Source organism: Stenotrophomonas maltophilia, from assembly GCF_039555535.1.
Lineage (GTDB): Bacteria > Pseudomonadota > Gammaproteobacteria > Xanthomonadales > Xanthomonadaceae > Stenotrophomonas > Stenotrophomonas maltophilia_Q.
Genome location: NZ_CP154630.1, coordinates 2708586 through 2725171 on the forward strand (window position 1 = coordinate 2708586; position 16586 = coordinate 2725171).

At 66.4% G+C, this 16586-nt stretch carries 11 protein-coding genes; 1 reads left to right on the forward strand and 10 read right to left on the reverse strand.

Features of this window, described 5'->3' with window-relative positions:
- Nucleotides 1–58: 58 nt before the first annotated feature.
- The 9 genes from AASM09_RS12490 to AASM09_RS12530 form a co-directional block, all read right to left on the reverse strand.
- A complete protein-coding gene (locus tag AASM09_RS12490) occupies nucleotides 59–2236 on the reverse strand; it encodes a response regulator (protein ID WP_049429882.1) in 2178 nt (725 codons plus the stop codon).
- On the reverse strand, nucleotides 2233–3378 hold the full coding sequence (locus AASM09_RS12495; protein ID WP_049429881.1) for a response regulator: 1146 nt from the start codon (nucleotides 3376–3378) through the stop codon (nucleotides 2233–2235). Before AASM09_RS12495 ends, AASM09_RS12490 begins: the two co-directional genes overlap by 4 nt.
- A 205-nt stretch (nucleotides 3379–3583) precedes the next feature.
- Nucleotides 3584–5095, reverse strand: a complete 1512-nt coding sequence (gene lysS / locus AASM09_RS12500) for a lysine--tRNA ligase (RefSeq protein ID WP_049429880.1) — start codon at nucleotides 5093–5095, stop codon at nucleotides 3584–3586.
- A 161-nt stretch (nucleotides 5096–5256) separates the two neighbouring features.
- Nucleotides 5257–6897: an acetolactate synthase large subunit gene (locus AASM09_RS12505; RefSeq protein ID WP_049429879.1), complete on the reverse strand. Its 1641-nt coding sequence runs from the start codon at nucleotides 6895–6897 to the stop codon at nucleotides 5257–5259.
- A 65-nt stretch (nucleotides 6898–6962) separates the two neighbouring features.
- Nucleotides 6963–8348, reverse strand: coding sequence for an NAD-dependent succinate-semialdehyde dehydrogenase (locus AASM09_RS12510; protein ID WP_049429878.1), 1386 nt, complete (start codon nucleotides 8346–8348; stop codon nucleotides 6963–6965).
- 639 nt (nucleotides 8349–8987) lie between these two features.
- Nucleotides 8988–9770 (reverse strand): helix-turn-helix transcriptional regulator, encoded by a 783-nt coding sequence (locus AASM09_RS12515; protein WP_019661470.1) that lies wholly within the window; start codon nucleotides 9768–9770, stop codon nucleotides 8988–8990.
- A gap of 154 nt (nucleotides 9771–9924) precedes the next feature.
- Nucleotides 9925–11050, reverse strand: a protein-coding gene (gene prfB / locus AASM09_RS12520) for a peptide chain release factor 2 (protein ID WP_014037064.1) whose coding sequence is annotated in 2 segments (ribosomal slippage) — nucleotides 9925–10974 and nucleotides 10976–11050 — 1125 coding nt in all. Because the reading frame shifts where the segments join, the coding sequence is not laid out codon by codon here.
- Nucleotides 10973–11194: a hypothetical protein gene (locus AASM09_RS12525; protein ID WP_180848857.1), complete on the reverse strand. Its 222-nt coding sequence runs from the start codon at nucleotides 11192–11194 to the stop codon at nucleotides 10973–10975. The genes prfB and AASM09_RS12525 overlap by 78 nt, the downstream gene beginning before the upstream one ends.
- A 39-nt stretch (nucleotides 11195–11233) precedes the next feature.
- Nucleotides 11234–12103, reverse strand: a complete 870-nt coding sequence (locus AASM09_RS12530; RefSeq protein WP_049427642.1) for a LytTR family DNA-binding domain-containing protein — start codon at nucleotides 12101–12103, stop codon at nucleotides 11234–11236.
- Between the two features lie 175 nt (nucleotides 12104–12278).
- On the opposite strand from AASM09_RS12530, the gene AASM09_RS12535 reads away from it, so the two are divergent.
- Nucleotides 12279–13547: an acyltransferase family protein gene (locus AASM09_RS12535; protein WP_238378611.1), complete on the forward strand. Its 1269-nt coding sequence runs from the start codon at nucleotides 12279–12281 to the stop codon at nucleotides 13545–13547.
- A gap of 107 nt (nucleotides 13548–13654) precedes the next feature.
- Here the strand turns inward: AASM09_RS12535 and AASM09_RS12540 are convergent, their stop codons facing one another.
- Nucleotides 13655–16549, reverse strand: a complete 2895-nt coding sequence (locus AASM09_RS12540) for a VIT domain-containing protein (protein ID WP_049427640.1) — start codon at nucleotides 16547–16549, stop codon at nucleotides 13655–13657.
- Nucleotides 16550–16586 lie beyond the last annotated feature (37 nt).

Sequence of the window (16586 nt, forward strand, 5' to 3'; positions counted from 1 at the left end):
GGATGGGTTCAAGCCCGGTTGGCCACCGGGCTTTTTTTATGACACCACACGCCCAGGCTCAGCGCGCCTCACCATCCTCGGCGGCACCGCGCAGGCGGCGCTCGGCGCGCGCATCCAGCGCACGCCGGCCTTCCTTGATGGCGTCCTGCAGCACACCCAGGCGTACGCGCCATTCGGCCTTCAACTGCCAGTCGGCCATCCGCATCAACTCGCCGGCACGGTTGGACGCGCGCATCAGTCCGAGGTTGCTGGCCACGCCCTTGATCGCATGGGACTGCTCACGGAACACCTCCCACTGCGCGGTTTCACCCGCCTGCTCGGCCTTGCCCATGCAGCTCGCTGCGTCCTCCAGGCACTGGCGGATGAACTCACGCTCGAACCCTTCACCCATTCCCAGTGACGCCAGCTCGTCCAGCACGCTGCTGTCGAGCACCCCATCCTGCAACGGCGCCGCGGGTCGCACGACCGGCGCGGCCATGGTCCTCAACTGGGCATTGCTGGCGATCTCGGCCAGGGTGTCGAGCAGCCGTACCGCCACCACGGGCTTGGCCAGGAATGCATGGGCACCGGCCTGGGTGCACCGCTGGATCGCCTCCGGCGTGACATCGGCACTGAGCACCAGCACCGGCGTGCGCGGACCACCGCCGGCCTGCATCACGCGCAGTTCCTTGAGCATGTCCAGCCCACTCATGCCCGGCATGTGCAGATCGACGATGACCGCATCGAACTCGCTGTCGGCCAATGCGTCCAGTACGGCTTCACCACCGTCGACGCACAGCACCCGGTGACCGGCCTTCTGCAGCAGGCGCTGCAGGACCATGCGGTTGGCCTCGTGGTCGTCGGCCACCAGGATCTGCATGCTGCGCACGCGCGCGCGATGACGCAGGAATGGATCGGCAAAGGCAATCACGTTCCCGCCGGGCCCCGCGTCCTCCTCGCCGGACAGGGTCGGGACCGCGCCCGGCACCATCGGCTGCGGTGGCGCGAAAGGCAGCTCGACCCAGAAGTGACTACCGCGCGGCGGGTTCTCCAGATAGCCGATGTCGCCGTCCATCGCTTCGACCAGGCCCTTGGCGATGGTCGTGCCCAGTCCCGTGCCCTCATGGCGGCGCGCCATGCTCACATCCGCCTGCTCGAAGGCATCGAACAAGCGCGCACGCATCGCCGGCGCCACGCCGATGCCGGTATCGAAAATATCGAAGCGCAACCGCACCGCGCCACTCGTATCAGCATGCACCACACCGACACGGATCTCGACCCGGCCGTGGTCGGTGAACTTGACTGCGTTGCCCGCCAGGTTCAACAGGATCTGCCGCAGGTGCCCGACGTCGCCGCGCACGCGCGGTGGCACGCCGTCGGCAACCTTCACCCGGTAATCCAGGCCCTTGGCCCTGGCCTGCGGCATCAGGATCAACCCGATCGCCTGGATCACGTCGGTCACGGCGAAATCCTCTGCCACCACCCGCAGCTTGCCGGCCTCGATGGCAGAGATGTCCAGCACCTCCTCCACCAGCGCCAGCAGGCTGCGCGAAGACGCCTGGATGGTACTGAGGCACTCGCGCTGCTCATCATCCAGGCGCGTGGTCGCCAGCACTTCGGTCATACCGTTGAGCCCATTCAACGGGGTGCGGAACTCGTGGCTCATGTTGGCCAGGAAGCGGCTCTTGGCCTCGCTCGCGCGCCGGGCCTCGGCCATCGCTTCGGTCAGCTGCCGCAGCAGCGTGGAGAAGTACAGCGGCACTGCGGCCAGTCCGAGCCAGAGGCCGATGGCCAAGCGGAAATTCTGCATCCAGTACGGTGTCTGGAGCACGGTGAAGCCGAAGCTCACCAAGGCCATTGCCACTGCCACGTACAGGTAGTGGTTGCCGAACCGCATGCCGTTGCCGACCGTCACCCACATCACAACGATGTAGACCCAGGCCAGCGGCTCACCCATCTGCACCATGCCGGCCGCGATCAGGCCGTAGTCGGCCAGCATGCCAAGCACGCGGCGCGCGTCGGAACGTGCCGGTCGCCACAGCAGCCAACCGAACAGCAGCAGGGACAGGCTCAACCCGGTCAGCACGATCGCCAACACACCCACGTACTGCCCATGCGGCAGGTCGTGGCGCGGCGCCGGCAACAGCACGTAGGCAAGGATCAGGCTGATCAGGACAATACGGACAATCTGCTGGCCGTGCTCGCTGTCCTGCCGCTGGGACAGGCGCAGCCGCAGCCGCGACAGCAGGCGTTTCACGCGCCCAGCCCCGGGCGTGCGGACGCCATCGAATGCTCGGCGCAGATCTGGTCCAGCTGCTCACGGCCGCGCATCAGCGCATCCACGCAGCGCGGATCGAACAGTCGCCCACGCTGGGCGTACAGATAAGCCAGTGTCGCTTCCATGGTCCATGCTTCCTTGTACGGACGGGGTGAGATCAGTGCATCGAACACGTCGGCGACAGCAACGATCCGCGCTTCCAGCGGGATCGCCTCGCCGACCAGGCCATCAGGATAGCCGCTGCCGTCATAGCGCTCGTGGTGGCGCAGCGCGATGAGCGCGCCCACCTGGATGAAACGGTTCTGGCTGCCACTGAGCAGCTCATGGCCGATTCGCGGGTGCCGGCGCATGATCGCCAGCTCCTCGTCGTTGAGCTTGCCCTGCTTGAGCAGCACCGCATCGGGAATGGCGATCTTGCCCATGTCATGCAGCGGCGCCGCCATCTCGATCAAGCGCACGTCGTCTTCGGGCAGGCCCAGCTGCTCGGCGATCAGCCCCGCAACCCGTGCCATGCGTTCGAGGTAGGCACTGGTGCCGGCATCACGGAACTCGATCGCCCGCGCCAATCGCGACAGGGTCTCGCGTTCGCGCTCTTCGACCTCATGCATGCTGGCCAACAGGCGCTGCTCCAGCGACAACGCGCGTTGCTTCACGTTCTCGGTCTGCTGGCGCAGCTGCAGCAGGTTGTAGCAGCGCGCGCGCAGTTCGCGCGGGCGGATCGGCTTGACCAGGAAGTCGATGACACCCGCTTCCAGCGCCGCCTGCCGGATCGGCTCGTCACCGACCACAGTGATCAGGATCACCGGGATGTCGCGGTGCTTGGGCAGGCGACGGAAACGACGGGCGAACTCCAGCCCGTCCATCTCCGGCATGCGGTAATCGAGCAGCAGCAGGTCGACCGGATGCGCCTCGCACCAGGCCAATGCGGTCAGCGGATCACCAAAGTCATACACGCTCAATTCCGGCGCGATGTCTTCGATGACGTGACGCAGCATCGTCCGCGCGGACGTCTGGTCGTCAACAATGACGATGTTCAACGCGTACTCCGCCTGGTTTCTCGACCATGCTGGATCATCAGCAGGCGAGGATACCCTGCTGCTGCGAACGCTCGCACCCTGCATCGGCCCGACTCCCGTGTCATGCGTCCCGGTTCATGATCGTCATCGCATTGTGAAGCGGACTCTCCACAACGCGTCATCCCCCTGACGCCGATCAAGCCATAACGGACGTCAAGGTAGTGCATTAACGATACGCCGAGTGCGGGAGGCGTCAAATGCGCCGTCTCGTTTCGCGACGGCGCGCACAATCAGGAGTCAGAAAAGCGACTTACTGCTCCGGACGCATGTACGGGAACAGCAGCACGTCGCGGATCGAGCTGCTGCCGGTCAGCAGCATCACCAGGCGATCGACGCCGATGCCCAGGCCGCCGGTCGGCGCCATGCCGTACTCCAGCGCACGGATGTAGTCGGCGTCGTAGTGCATGGCCTCGTCGTCGCCGCCTTCCTTCGCGGCCACCTGGGCCTGGAAGCGCTGCGCCTGGTCTTCCGGGTCGTTCAGTTCGGAGAAGCCGTTGGCCAGCTCCTTGCCGTTGACGAACAGCTCGAAGCGGTCGGTGTAGCCCGGATCGTTGTCGTTGGCACGGGCCAGCGGCGAGACCTCGACCGGGTGATCGGTGATGAAGGTCGGCTGGATCAGGGTGTGTTCGACCGTGGCTTCGAAGATCTCCAGCAGCAGCTTGCCCCAGCCGTAAGAAGGCTTGACGCGGATCTTCAAGCGCTCGCAATGGCGCAGCAGCGCCTCGCGGTCGGTGCAGTCGGCCGCGGAGATTTCCGGGTTGTGGTGGCGCACCGCTTCATCCATGCGCCAGCGGCGGAAGGCCGGGCCCAGGTCGATCTTCGCGCCGTCCCATTCCACTTCAGTGCCACCGTTCACGGCCTGGGCCACGTCACGGATCACGCCTTCGGTCAGGTCCATGATTTCGTTGTACGTGGCATAGGCCTCGTACAGTTCCATCATGGTGAATTCCGGGTTGTGGCGGGTGCTCACGCCTTCGTTGCGGAAGTTGCGGTTGATCTCGTAGACGCGTTCCAGGCCACCCACGGTCAGGCGCTTGAGGTACAGCTCCGGCGCCACGCGCAGGTACAGGTCCAGGTCCAGCGCATTGTGGTGGGTGGTGAACGGCTTGGCCGCCGCGCCGCCGGGGATGTAATGCATCATCGGCGTCTCGACTTCCAGGAAGTCGCGGTTGTCCAGCCAGGCGCGCATGGCGCGGATGATCTTCGAGCGCTTGATGAACACCGCGCGCGATTCCGGGGTCACGATCAGGTCGACGTAACGCTGGCGGTAACGCTGCTCGACGTCGGCCAGGCCATGCCACTTGTCCGGCAGCGGGCGCAGCGACTTGGTCAGAAGGCGGATCGACTCGGCCTTGACCGACAGTTCGCCGGTCTTGGTGCGGGTCAGGCCGCCTTCGACGGCGATGATGTCGCCCACGTCCCAGCCCTTGAAGGCGGTGTAGGCATCACCCAGTACGGAACCCTGCAGGAACAGCTGGATACGGCCGGACTCGTCCTGGATCTGCGCGAAACTGGCCTTGCCCATGATGCGCTTGGCCATCAAGCGGCCGGCCATCTTCACCTGGCGTCCGTTGCCTTCCAGCGCCTCGGCGGTCCAGGTTTCAGCGTCGGCAAACTCCTCCTGCAGGCGGCCGGCGAAGTCTTCGCGACGGAAGTCGTTCGGGTACGCGATGCCCTGCCCACGCAGCGTTTTGAGTTTCTCGCGGCGCTCGGCGATCAACTTGTTTTCGTCAACGGGGGGGGTATCGGTAGCTTCGCTCATGGATCTGCGGGAATCGTGTAGTGAGGGGGGTGTCGCGCCCGGCACGGCCGGCCCCACAGCATACCAAAACCGCCCTGCCCCGGCCTGGAGAGGGGTCAGAACCCTTTTGCGAGGCAAAAGGGATCTGACCCCATCCGGGACCCTGCCTGGACCCTGGATATCTACCTGTTCCCCGGGAACGCCTGCCGCAACTCGTCCACCAGCACCCGTTGGTTCTCCGAATAATCGATCGGCACCGACACCAGGTGCACCCCACCCTCATTGAACGCCGCCTCCAGCGTCGGGATGAACTGCTCGATGGCGGTTACCTCATGCCCCTTGCAGCCATAGGCTTCCGCGTACTTGACGAAATCCGGGTTGCTGAAGGTCATGCCGTAGTCGGTGAAGCCATCCACCGCCTGCTTCCAGCGGATCATCCCGTAGGCACCGTCGTTGAGGATCAGCACCACCAGGTTCAGGCCCAGCCGGCGCGCGGTCTCCAGCTCCTGGCTGTTCATCATGAACCCGCCGTCGCCGCACACCGCCAGCACCCGCCGCTGCGGGTACAGGATCGAGGCCATGATCGCCGACGGCAGACCTGCACCCATCGTCGCCAGCGCATTGTCCAGCAGCAGCGTATTGGCCACCTGGGTGCGGTAGTTGCGCGCAAACCAGATCTTGTACATGCCGTTGTCCAGCGCCACGATGCCGTCCGGCGGCATCACCTGGCGTACGTCATGCACCAGCCGCTGCGGGGTGAAACCGACCTCCTCGGCACGGTCGGCCAGATGCTCAAGGATGGTCGCGCGCAGTGGCAGCAGCGCATCGGCGTTCGGCACCGCACCTTCGATGCGGTCAGCCAGCTGGGTCAACGAACGACCGATATCGCCGATCACTTCCACCTGCGGGAAGTACACCTGCTCCACCGCCGCCTGCGAGTAACCGATATGGATCACGGTCGGCCCACCCGGACGCATCACGAATGGCGGCTTCTCGGTGACCTCATGGCCGATGGTCACGATCACATCTGCCTGGTCAATGGCCGTGTGCACGTAGTCGCGTTCGGTCAGCGCCGCAGTGCCCATGTACAGGCCCGAACCACCCGCCACCGCGCCCTTGCCCATCTGCGTGGTGAAGAACGGGATGCCGGCGCGCAGCACGAACGCCGACAGCGCTTCGCTGGACTGCGGCCGCGAGGCGGCCGAGGCGATCATCAGCAGCGGGCGCTTGGCAGTGCGGATGATCCCGGCCGCGCGATCCAGCGCCTCCGGGCTGGCAATCGGCCGGTCCACCGCGTGCGGTGGAATCAGCGCCACGCCCTCGACCTCATCGGCCGCGATATCCTCTGGCAGCTCCAGCAGCACCGGTCCGGGGCGCTCTTCCTGGGCCACACGGAATGCCTCGCGGACGATGGTCGGTATGGTGCGTGCCGAGACGATCTGCCGCGCCTGCTTGGTCAGTGGCTTCATCGTGCTGACGATGTCGACGATCTGGAAGCGCGCCTGCTTGCTGGCGACGATGCCCTTCTGGCCGGTGATCATGATGACCGGCCACGCACCAAGGAGCGCGTAGGCGGCGCCGGTGGTGAAATTGAGCGCGCCCGGCCCGAGCGTGGCCAGGCACACGCCCGGCTTGCCGGTCAGGCGGCCGTAGGTGGCGGCCATGAACACCGCAGCCTGTTCGTGGCGGGTGATCACCAGCTCGATGCTGGAATGGCGGAGTGACTCGACGACGTCGAGGTTCTCTTCGCCGGGAATGCCGAAAATACGCTCGACGCCTTCGTTCTCAAGTGCGGCGACGAGCAGGTCTGAACCCTTGGACATGGGAATGCCGTCCTTTTTTCGCTGGACTGATGGTGGATCGTTGCAGGAAGGATGGAAGCCGTGCGTCAACGCTTGTCGAACCACACCGTCTGCGCATTGACGAACTCGCGGATGCCGAAGTGCGAGAGCTCGCGGCCGAAGCCGCTCTTCTTCACGCCACCGATCGGCACGCGCGGGTCCGAAGCGGAGAAACCGTTGACGAACACGCCGCCGGTCTGCAGCCGGCGCGCCAGCTGCATCGCACGGGCGCGGTCGCCGGTCCACAGGTTGCCGCTGAGGCCGAACTCGCTCTGGTTGGCCAGTTCCACCGCATGGTCGGCGTCGCGGGCGCGGCTGATCGAGGCCACCGGGCCGAAGGTCTCGGTATCGAAGGCCTGCATACCCGGCTCCACCCCGGCCAGCACGGTGGGCGCATAGAACGCGCCCGGACGATCCAGCTGGTGCCCGCCGACCAGCAGCTGCGCACCGGCATCGACCGACGCGCGTACCTGCGCATCGAGCTGTTCCAGCAGGTCCTGGCGCGCCATCGGGCCGATGCGGTTGGCCGGGTCGCGGCCATCGCCGATGGTCAGCGCCTGCACCTTCTCGCAGAACTGCGCCACGAACCGTTCGTAGACCGCGTCTTCGACGATGATGCGCTTGCCGGCGATGCAGACCTGCCCGGTATTCTGGAAGCGCGAGGCCACCGCCGCATCGACGGCCGCATCAAGATCGGCATCGGCCAGCACGATGAACGGATCGGAACCGCCCAGCTCCAGCACCACCTTCTTCAACGCCTGCCCGGCCTGCGCGGCGATGCTGCGGCCAGCGGCCACGCTGCCGGTCAGGGTCACCGCGGCAATGCGGTCATCGGCAATCGCGCGACTGGTGCCCTCGCGGCTGATGTTGGCCGCGATGAAGGTGCCCTCCGGCAGCCCGGCATCGCGCCAGGCCGCGTCGAGCAGCTGCGCGGTGCCGACGATGTTCTCGGCCGGCTTCAGCAGGAAGCCGTTGCCGCCCATCAGGATCGGCACTGCCGCCCGCATCACCTGCCAGTACGGGAAATTCCACGGCATGATGCCCAGCACCACGCCCAGCGGCAGGTAGGACACGTAGGCCTTGTCGTCCGGCACCTGGGTCGGTTCGTCGCGCAGGAACTGCGCGCCATGGTCGGCGTACCAGTCGCACAGCACGGCGCACTTTTCGATCTCGGCCAGCGCTTCGGCCTGGACCTTGCCCATTTCGGCGGTGGCCAGCGCAGCCAGTTTCTCGCGATCACGGCGCAGTACAGCGGCCATCGCGCGCAGCACCTCGGCCCGCTGCTCCAGGCTCCTGGCGCTCCAGGCGGCGAAGCCAACCTGGCCGCGATCGAGGATGGCTTCCAGTTCGGCGTCGGTAGCGAAGGGATGGCTGGCGATCTGCTGGCCAGTGGCCGGATCGCGGGAAATGGCAGTACTGGGGGCAGCGGACATGCAGGGCTCCTGTTGTCTCGACAACGGGCGGCGGCCCGTCTCCTGCACAGGAATGTGGACCCGATTGGCGGAGGCAACAAGGCGTCTGTTTATCCTGTGACCTGCACTTACCTGCCTGAATGGGGTTATCGGCAGGGCTGCGCCCTGCACCCGCAGAGGCCAGGGCAACGTCAAGGACAAAGGCCTGCATTCCGTGGGATGGCGGGGTGGGTCCGGTTGCGGGGGACGGCGTGAATACGTCCATGTAGCCTCGGTCGCGCCATCCATGGCGCTCACGCCCCCGCAACCGGACCCACCCCGCCTTCGACAGTTTTCCGCGATCTGTCGGAAATACTCTTGGGGTCAGATCCGTTTTCCTATGGAAAACGGATCTGACCCCGAAATTTCATTCGATATCTGACAGATGTGTCGACCAAGGTCGACACCTACCAACATCCGCGCGAAATCTGTCTGAGGTGGGGCGGTGTGGGTTGGCAGGACCGTTGGCGCCATGGATGGCGCCATCGAGCCCCCAAGGACGGGTTTACGGCGTGTCCTGCCAACCCACACCGCCCCGCCAAACCACGGAATCCAGCTCTGGCTCTGGCTTTGGCCGTTGCATTGAGCAGGTGCAGGGCTGCAAGCCCTGCCGAACACCCCCTACTTCCGCGGCAGGTAGGTCACCAGTGACAAATCGTGCCGGCTCTCCGGTACCAGCGCCACGTACTGCAGGTCCAGCAACCCACGCGTGGGATGGTTCAACTTCTTCGCACCTTCATCGAACCGCCGCACGTCGTGCTCCGGCCACCACTGGCGGAACTCCTCACTATGCGCCGCGATATCCTCCACCAGCGCCAGGAACGGCGCCTTGTCCGGCGCCTGTGCCATCGCCGCGCGGAAGCCGGCCAGCAGGCCGCGGGTCATTTCTTCCCAGTTGAGGATCAGCGTGCGGTACGGCGGGTACAGGAACATCAGCCGCAGCGTGTTGCGCTCATGCGGTGCCAGCTGGCTGTAGTCCACGAACAGGTCGGCGATGGCCGGGTTCCAGGCCAGGATGTCGAAACGGGTATTGCGCACGTAAGCCGGGATCGGCTGCATCGCCTCCACCAGCTGGCGCAGGCCGTCGGTCACGCTCTCGTCCGGTGATTCCAGCGGCACGCCGTAACCGGACAGCGCGAACGCATAGGCGCGCTCGTCATCGCTCATGCGCAGCACCTGCGCCAGCCGCTCCAGCACCTCGGGCGAGGCGCGCACTTCACGGCCCTGCTCGATCCAGGTGTACCAGCTGACGCTGACCCCGATGGCCAGGGCGACTTCCTCGCGCTTCAGTCCCGGGGTCCGCCGGCGCCCGGCCGGCAGGCCGAGCGTGGCAGGGTCGACACGGGCGCGGCAGGCCTTGAGGAAGCCGCCGAGTTCCTTGCGTTCACTTTCGCTGCGCATCATCGCTACCGCCGTGCCCGTTGTAGCGTCGAGCCATGCTCGACGCATCTGCTACTGCACCAACAGCAGCCGAGCATGGGCTCGGCTCTACAGAACGCGTGATCGGCCACCCTCGGCGTCGCGCACGAGGGTGCCGATATCCGCGCAGGCGCGTCGATCAGGCATCGACGCGCTTGGAACCCACGGCCAGGCCGGCCTTCAGGCTGGCCTCGACGAACTCGTCCAGGTCGCCGTCGAGCACCTTCTGCGTGTCCGAACGTTCGATGCCGGTACGCAGGTCCTTGATGCGGCTCTGGTCCAGCACGTAGTTGCGGATCTGGCTGCCCCAGCCGATGTCGGACTTGGTGGCTTCCACCGCGTCCTTCTCGGCATTGCGCTTCTGGATCTCAAGCTCGTAAAGCTTGGCGGCCAGCATCTTCATCGCGTTGTCGCGGTTCTGGTGCTGGCTGCGGCCGGTCTGGCACGCCACGACGATGTTGGTCGGGATGTGGGTGATACGCACCGCCGACTCGGTCTTGTTCACGTGCTGGCCACCGGCACCGGACGAACGGTACACGTCGGTACGCAGGTCGGCCGGGTTGATGGTGATGTCGATGTTGTCATCGATTTCCGGCGACACGAACACCGAGGTGAAGCTGGTGTGGCGGCGGTTGTCCGAGTCGAACGGCGACTTGCGCACCAGGCGGTGCACGCCGGTCTCGGTCTTCAGCCAGCCATAGGCATAGTCGCCTTCCACGCGCAGCGTGGCCGACTTGATGCCGGCGACGTCACCACCGGAGACTTCCATCAGCTCGGTCTTCCAGCCGCGCGATTCACACCAGCGCAGGTACATGCGCAGCAGGATCTCGGCCCAGTCCTGGGCTTCGGTACCACCGGCACCGGCCTGGATGTCGACGAACGCCGCCGCATTGTCCATCTCGCCGGAGAACATGCGCTGGAACTCCAGCTTCTCCACGTGCGCCTGGTGCTTGTCCAGGTCGGCAACCACGGCCAGTGCGGTGTCCTCGTCCTGCTCGGACTCGGCCAGCTCCAGCAGTTCGGTCGCGTCGTTCAGGCCATCCAGCACCGAGGCGATGCCGCCCACGGTCTTTTCCAGGCTGGAACGCTCGCGGCCCAGGTTCTGTGCGTACTCGGCGTTGTTCCAGACGTCGGGGCTTTCCAGCTCCCGCGTTACTTCTTCAAGACGCTCTTTCTTGGCGTCGTAGTCAAAGATACCCCCGAAGCGACAACACGCGATCGGTCAGATCGGTGATGCGCTGGCGGACAGGATTCAGTTCGATCATGTCGGCGGTTATGCATTCAAAAGATGACTGGTAATGATAGCGCAGGCCGGGGGTACCCGGAATGAGGGGCCAGGCCTGCCGCTGGGAGCCAACCTCTGGTGGACCGGCTTCTGTAGAGGCGACTGCCAATTGACTGCTTTTCATTCAGGTTGCGGCGAAGCCCGCGCTGCGCGCGATAGTCGACTAACCCGCGCCCGCCCCGCCCAGCGCCTGACGCAGTACCGGCAGCTGTCGCCGGCTGCACGGCACCTTGGCCCCGTCGGCCATGTGCAACAGGGCCTCGCCGCCGTCCAGCGGCTCGATCGAGCGCAGCTGCCCGCGATGGATCAGCCAGCTGCGGTGCGGGCGCAGAAACAACGCGGGATCCAAACGCTGTTCCAGCACCGCCATGGTGATCCGCAGCGGATAGTCATGTCCACGTACCCGCAGGTTCACGTAGTTCCCCGCCGCCTGGGCGTACTCCACGTCTGCGGTGGCGACCAGGAACTCCTTGCCCAGTTTGCGCACCAGGAAGTGCTGCGGGCGCTCGACCGGTTCCACGGGCGGGCCTACATCGGGCTCGGCCAACAGGCTCGCCTCGCCCTGCCTGCGCCGCCCGAACCAGCTGGTGAAGTGCTCCAGTGCCACGAACATCGCGAACGTGCGGACATCCTTCAGGTATTCGTAGGCAAAACGCTCCAGCCATCCCGCATCGTCCTGATAGCGGTAGCCCAGCGATGCATAGGCCAGGTGCCGCAGCACCATCATCCCCACCACGTGCAGAAACGACCAGCCCACGCTGGCCAGCAGGTACAGCGGCAACCGCTGCTTCCAGGTATCGGCATGCAGCGGCCAGCGCTCGCAGCCCCACCACAGCAGCGGCAGGGTCAACAGGATCAGGGCGAGGCTGCTGAATTCCCAGATCATCGGCTCCCACAGGCCGAGATCGCTGCCCCGCCGCGTGGCGTCCATCACCTCAACCAGCGCATTGGTCACCGCCGAGGCCGACAGGATCGCTGCCCAGACCAGCAGACGGATGGTGGTGCGCCAGCGCGGTGGTCGGCCCTGGGTCATTGTGGCGTCCATGTGGTTGCAGTGCTCCAGCGTGCCCCAAGGGACCGAGAGTAGCGCCTCCATTGGTCCCACCACCCCCGCCATTGGTCACTGGGCGGGTTCCGGCGGCCCCTTGGCAGTCGCTGCACGGACCGGGCGGCGTCACCTTGGCTCGACTCTCCGGCACACCACCACCATGACCCGACGCCACGACATCGACGCCCTGCGCGTGTTCGCCTTCGCGCTGCTGATCCTCTACCACACCAGCATGGCCTACGTGGATGACTGGGGTTTCCACCTCAAGAGCCTGCATACCGCCGAATGGCTGCAGTGGCCGATGCTGTTCATCAACCGCTGGCGGATGTCGCTGCTGTTCCTGATCTCGGGCATCGCCATCGCGATGATGCGACCGGAAGGAAAGCTGCTGCGCTTTGCCGGCCTGCGCACGTGGCGGCTGCTGCTGCCATTGCTGTTCGGCATGTTCGTGATCGTGCCGATCCAGCCCTACTGCGAAGGCGTGGCCAACGGCCACGTGGCACCCGGCTTCGGCCACTTCCTGTTGCGCTACTGGCAGGTGCGGCCGTGGCCGGAAGGCAGCTTCGCCGGCTGGCAATACGGCATCACCTGGAACCACCTGTGGTACCTGGCCTATCTGTGGAACTACACGCTGGCCCTGGCCCTGTTGATGCCATTGCTGGGAACGGCCGTGGTTCGCCGTGCGATCGCGTTCTGCGCCGCCTCGCCGATACTGCTGATCGGAATTCCGTCTGCGCTGCTGCTGGCCTGGGTGATCTGGCTGGAGCCGATCTATCCGTCCACCAATGCCCTGCTTGGCGACTGGTACCAGCACGCGAAGTACGCGACAGTGTTCCTGGCCGGCTACCTGCTCGGTCGCGAGCCGTTGTTCTGGCAGCGCGTGGTCTCCCTGCGCCGCACCACGCTGTGGCTGGCGCTGGCGGCGGTCGGCTGGTATCTGGGGTTGCGCATCCTCGGCCAGGTGCTGCCGGCTGACTCCTCGCTGCGGCAATGGCCTGAAACGTTCTGGGACCTGCAGGGCAGGACCAGCCAGTCGGTGTATGTCTGGAGCGCGCTGCTGGCCATCCTCGGCTGGGGCAAGGTCTTCCTCGACCGCCCGTTCGGCTGGCTGCCGTACTGCACCGAGGCAATCTATCCCTGGTACATGCTGCACCAGAGCCTGATCATTGCCCTGCTGTTCTGGCTCAAGCCGTTGCAACTGGGTCCTTGGCTGGAGCCGTCGCTACTGCTGGGCGGCACCGTCGGCGGCTGCATGCTGATCCACGAACTGCTGATCCGACGCTCCCGCTGGCTGCGGCCCCTGTTCGGCCTGAAGGCCGATCCGAAACGGCCCAGCGAGCATCATACTGATGTAGAGCCAAGCCCATGCTCGGCTGCTCCAGCCATGCGCGGCGCATGGGCTCGGCGCGACCCACCCATGAACCGATGATCCGCTGTCCTCAACGATTGCGCCCATGCTCGCCCGCTTCCACAGTGAGCCGAGCATGGGCTCGGCTCTACAGGATCAGGGCTCGGACAGCCACGCATGGCGTGGCACTACTTCACCTCGAACTCGCCCACCAGCACGGTTTCGGCGCGATCCTTCAACCGCATCGTGACCATCTGGTCCTTCTGCTTCGGCGTGCCCCAGTGGGTGGTCAGGCGCAGCATCAGTGTCGTCGCCCCGGTCACCAGCTGCTGGCGGCTGCCGAAGTAGTTCGCCTCCACCTTGTACCTGCCCGGCTTGGCGTTGCGCAGCGAGAACTGCTCGGGACCATAGCCGCCGGTGAAGTCCTGCGACATCTGCCCGCCCTGGTAGGTCAGGCGGTTGCCGTAGTAAGCGCGCTCGCCGTTCGGGTCGGTCACCCACAGGTCCATGTCGCTGTTGTCGGCATCCCACGACAGCACCACGCGCAGGTCCAGCGGCATCGCCTGCAGCAGGCGTGGGTCGATGGCCGAGGTATCCAGCCGGGGGGTGCTACGCGCCACCAGGTTGGTCAGCTCATCCAGTGCGATCAGGGCGATGCCATCGAAACGGCTGTCCCACGGGCGCACGACCACCTGGTACAGCGGCACCAGCGCCTGCTGCGGCTTGCCGGCCGCTGCCAGTGCCAGGCCCAGGTCGCGGAAGCTCTGCGGTTCTTCCTGGCCCATGGCCAGCACCTGCTCGAACACCGGCACCGCCAGCGCGGGCGCATCGGCCTGCATCAGCCGATAGCCGAGCACGCGCAGCAGGTGGCGATTGTCCAGGTCCATCTCGGCCAGGTTCGACAACACGCGCAGCGCCAGGTCGCGTTGGCCCTGCTCCAGCAGCAGGTCAGCCACGTCGAGGAAGAATGCGCTGCTGTCGGCATGGGCATCGCGCTCGGCCAGATAGCGGTCATACAGTTGCGACGCCGGGCCCTGGCGCAGGCGCCGGGCGATGGCCGAGTCCGGCTGCCACGCCGCCAGCTGGATGCCGAGCTCGCCCTCGTTGGCGGCAGCGGGCGCAGCGACACGGCCACCCGTGACCGTGATTGAATCCAGGGCCTTGTTCGATGCAGGCGCTGAGCGACGTGCACGCGCGCTGCTGGCTTCCATGCGCTGCTCGGCGGCAGCCATCGGTGCCGCAGGGGCCGGCGCGGCGAGCATCGCTACCGGCGCCGATTCCATCGCGTAGTCCGCGGAGGCCACTTCCAGTGCCCCGCCCTTCGGCTGCGGCGGCCTTCCCTTCGGCCAGCTGCGGTCCCACCACTGCAGGCGTTCCTTCCAGCGTGCCGCCACTTCATCCAGGCGCTGGCGATCTGCCGCGGCGCGATCCGCCACCTGCACTGCGAATCGTGCATCGTATTCGGTGCGAAGCGTGCCAGACGGACGGATCGCATAGCGCAGGTAGTCCTCCAGGGTCTCCAGCACGATCAGCGAGGTATCCGGCCCCACCAGGCCAAACTGCTGCGACAGGCGCTGCGTCGCCTCGCGGTTGCCACGGCGGTCGGCGGCCAGCTGCTGCAGGCGCGCCTGCGCCCACAAGCCCGCCAGCAGTTCTCCGTCGTTGCTCTTCTGCGTGGCGGGCAGCGCCTGCCATTCGCCGCCACCCACGCGCACCCGCATCGGCACGCCATCGGCTGCCAGTCGTGCGTGCAGCCACAGCCAACCCTGGGCCTCACTGCGACGATCGATCACCACGTCCTGTACGCCACGACCTGCATCGACCTGCACGTCCAACGGCGACGACAGCAGCTCGCGCGCAGCCGAATCGACATCCTTGCCCAGCGCGACGAAGCGACCGCCATGGGATTCGCTCCAGCCACGCAGTCGGGTGCTGTCGGTGCGGGCACCGGCGCTGCTGATTGCAAACAGGCGCTGATCCGGTACCAGCGTCGGCAACTGCTCCGGCCCATAGGTCAGCAGGCCATCGCTGACCAGCAGGTATTCCTTCACACTCGGCTGCGGCTGCCACTGGGCCAGCGCGCTGGCACCGTCCGGGCGCACCGCCTGCAGTGCCGCGCGCAGCTCGCTCCAGTTGCCTGCGCGGATACGGAAGCGCCGTACCGGTTCGGCGCGGTCGCGCAGTACGGTCAGTGCCACCGTGCCGTCACCCATTGCGGCGAAGTACCGATCCAGCAGGGCGAACTCACGCGTGCGGTCGCGCTGGCCCGCCGAGCCGGAGCCATCCCACAGCAGCCCGACCTCGCTGGGCAGCGTGCGCGGCGAGTGGCTGACCGGCACCGGCAGCTGCGCCAGCAGGTAGTGGCCGTCCTGCCAGGGCGCCACCTGCACCTGTGCCTGACGTGCCGCCGGCAGGCTCCACTGCAGCTGCGCTGGCAGCTGCGCGCCCTTGCCCTGCCAGTACAACTGGCCCGCGTTGATTCGGAATGGCGCCGTACCCGCAGTGGTCGCACCCGGCGCCTGCAGCTTCAGCTCAACCGAGGCCGCACCGGCGGCGAACTGCAGCGGCAGCGTCCACTGCCAGCCTTGTCCGGCGAAGGCCAACGGCTCACGAATCACCAACTGCACGCGGCGGCTGCCACCGGCCGGCAGCGGATAGATGCGCAGGCGGAACTGGTTGCCGGCGGTCTGTTCCAGCAGGCCCGGATCAACGCCACGGCGGGCGATCTCCTCGAACACCTGGCGGCCGCGGTCCTTCGGTACCGGCACGGCGTCGCGCAGCTCGCCGTTGATATCCAGGGCGAAGCCGGAGATCTGCTGGCCATCGGCCAGCGGGAACTGCAGCTCGCCCTCCAGCACGCGCCGGTTCGGGTTGTGGAATTCCAGTGTGATCCGGGTCTGGGCAACGCCGGCCTGCACGTCGCCTTCAATGCGTGCGCGCTGCAGCTGCACCGGTTGTTCGGCGGCCGGCGCGATCAGCAGCGGCGTGGTGGCCTGCGGCCGGGAGATCCGTGGCGACTGCGCGCCAGCGGGCCAGGCCACGAGGGCCAGCAACAACACAGTGCAGCATCGGGCGAAGACCATGACCGGACTCCAGTGGGATCGTGGACGGTTCAACGCT

Coding starts and splice junctions, on each gene's coding strand:
- AASM09_RS12510 (WP_049429878.1), bottom strand. CDS start 8,348: ATGTCCGCTGCCCCCAGTACTGCCATTTCCCGCGATCCGGCCACTGGC.
- AASM09_RS12525 (WP_180848857.1), bottom strand. CDS start 11,194: ATGAAAAGCAGTCAATTGGCAGTCGCCTCTACAGAAGCCGGTCCACCA.
- AASM09_RS12505 (WP_049429879.1), bottom strand. CDS start 6,897: ATGTCCAAGGGTTCAGACCTGCTCGTCGCCGCACTTGAGAACGAAGGC.
- lysS (WP_049429880.1), bottom strand. CDS start 5,095: ATGAGCGAAGCTACCGATACCCCCCCCGTTGACGAAAACAAGTTGATC.
- AASM09_RS12535 (WP_238378611.1), top strand. CDS start 12,279: ATGACCCGACGCCACGACATCGACGCCCTGCGCGTGTTCGCCTTCGCG.
- AASM09_RS12530 (WP_049427642.1), bottom strand. CDS start 12,103: ATGACCCAGGGCCGACCACCGCGCTGGCGCACCACCATCCGTCTGCTG.
- AASM09_RS12540 (WP_049427640.1), bottom strand. CDS start 16,549: ATGGTCTTCGCCCGATGCTGCACTGTGTTGTTGCTGGCCCTCGTGGCC.
- AASM09_RS12495 (WP_049429881.1), bottom strand. CDS start 3,378: ATGCAGGGTGCGAGCGTTCGCAGCAGCAGGGTATCCTCGCCTGCTGAT.
- AASM09_RS12515 (WP_019661470.1), bottom strand. CDS start 9,770: ATGATGCGCAGCGAAAGTGAACGCAAGGAACTCGGCGGCTTCCTCAAG.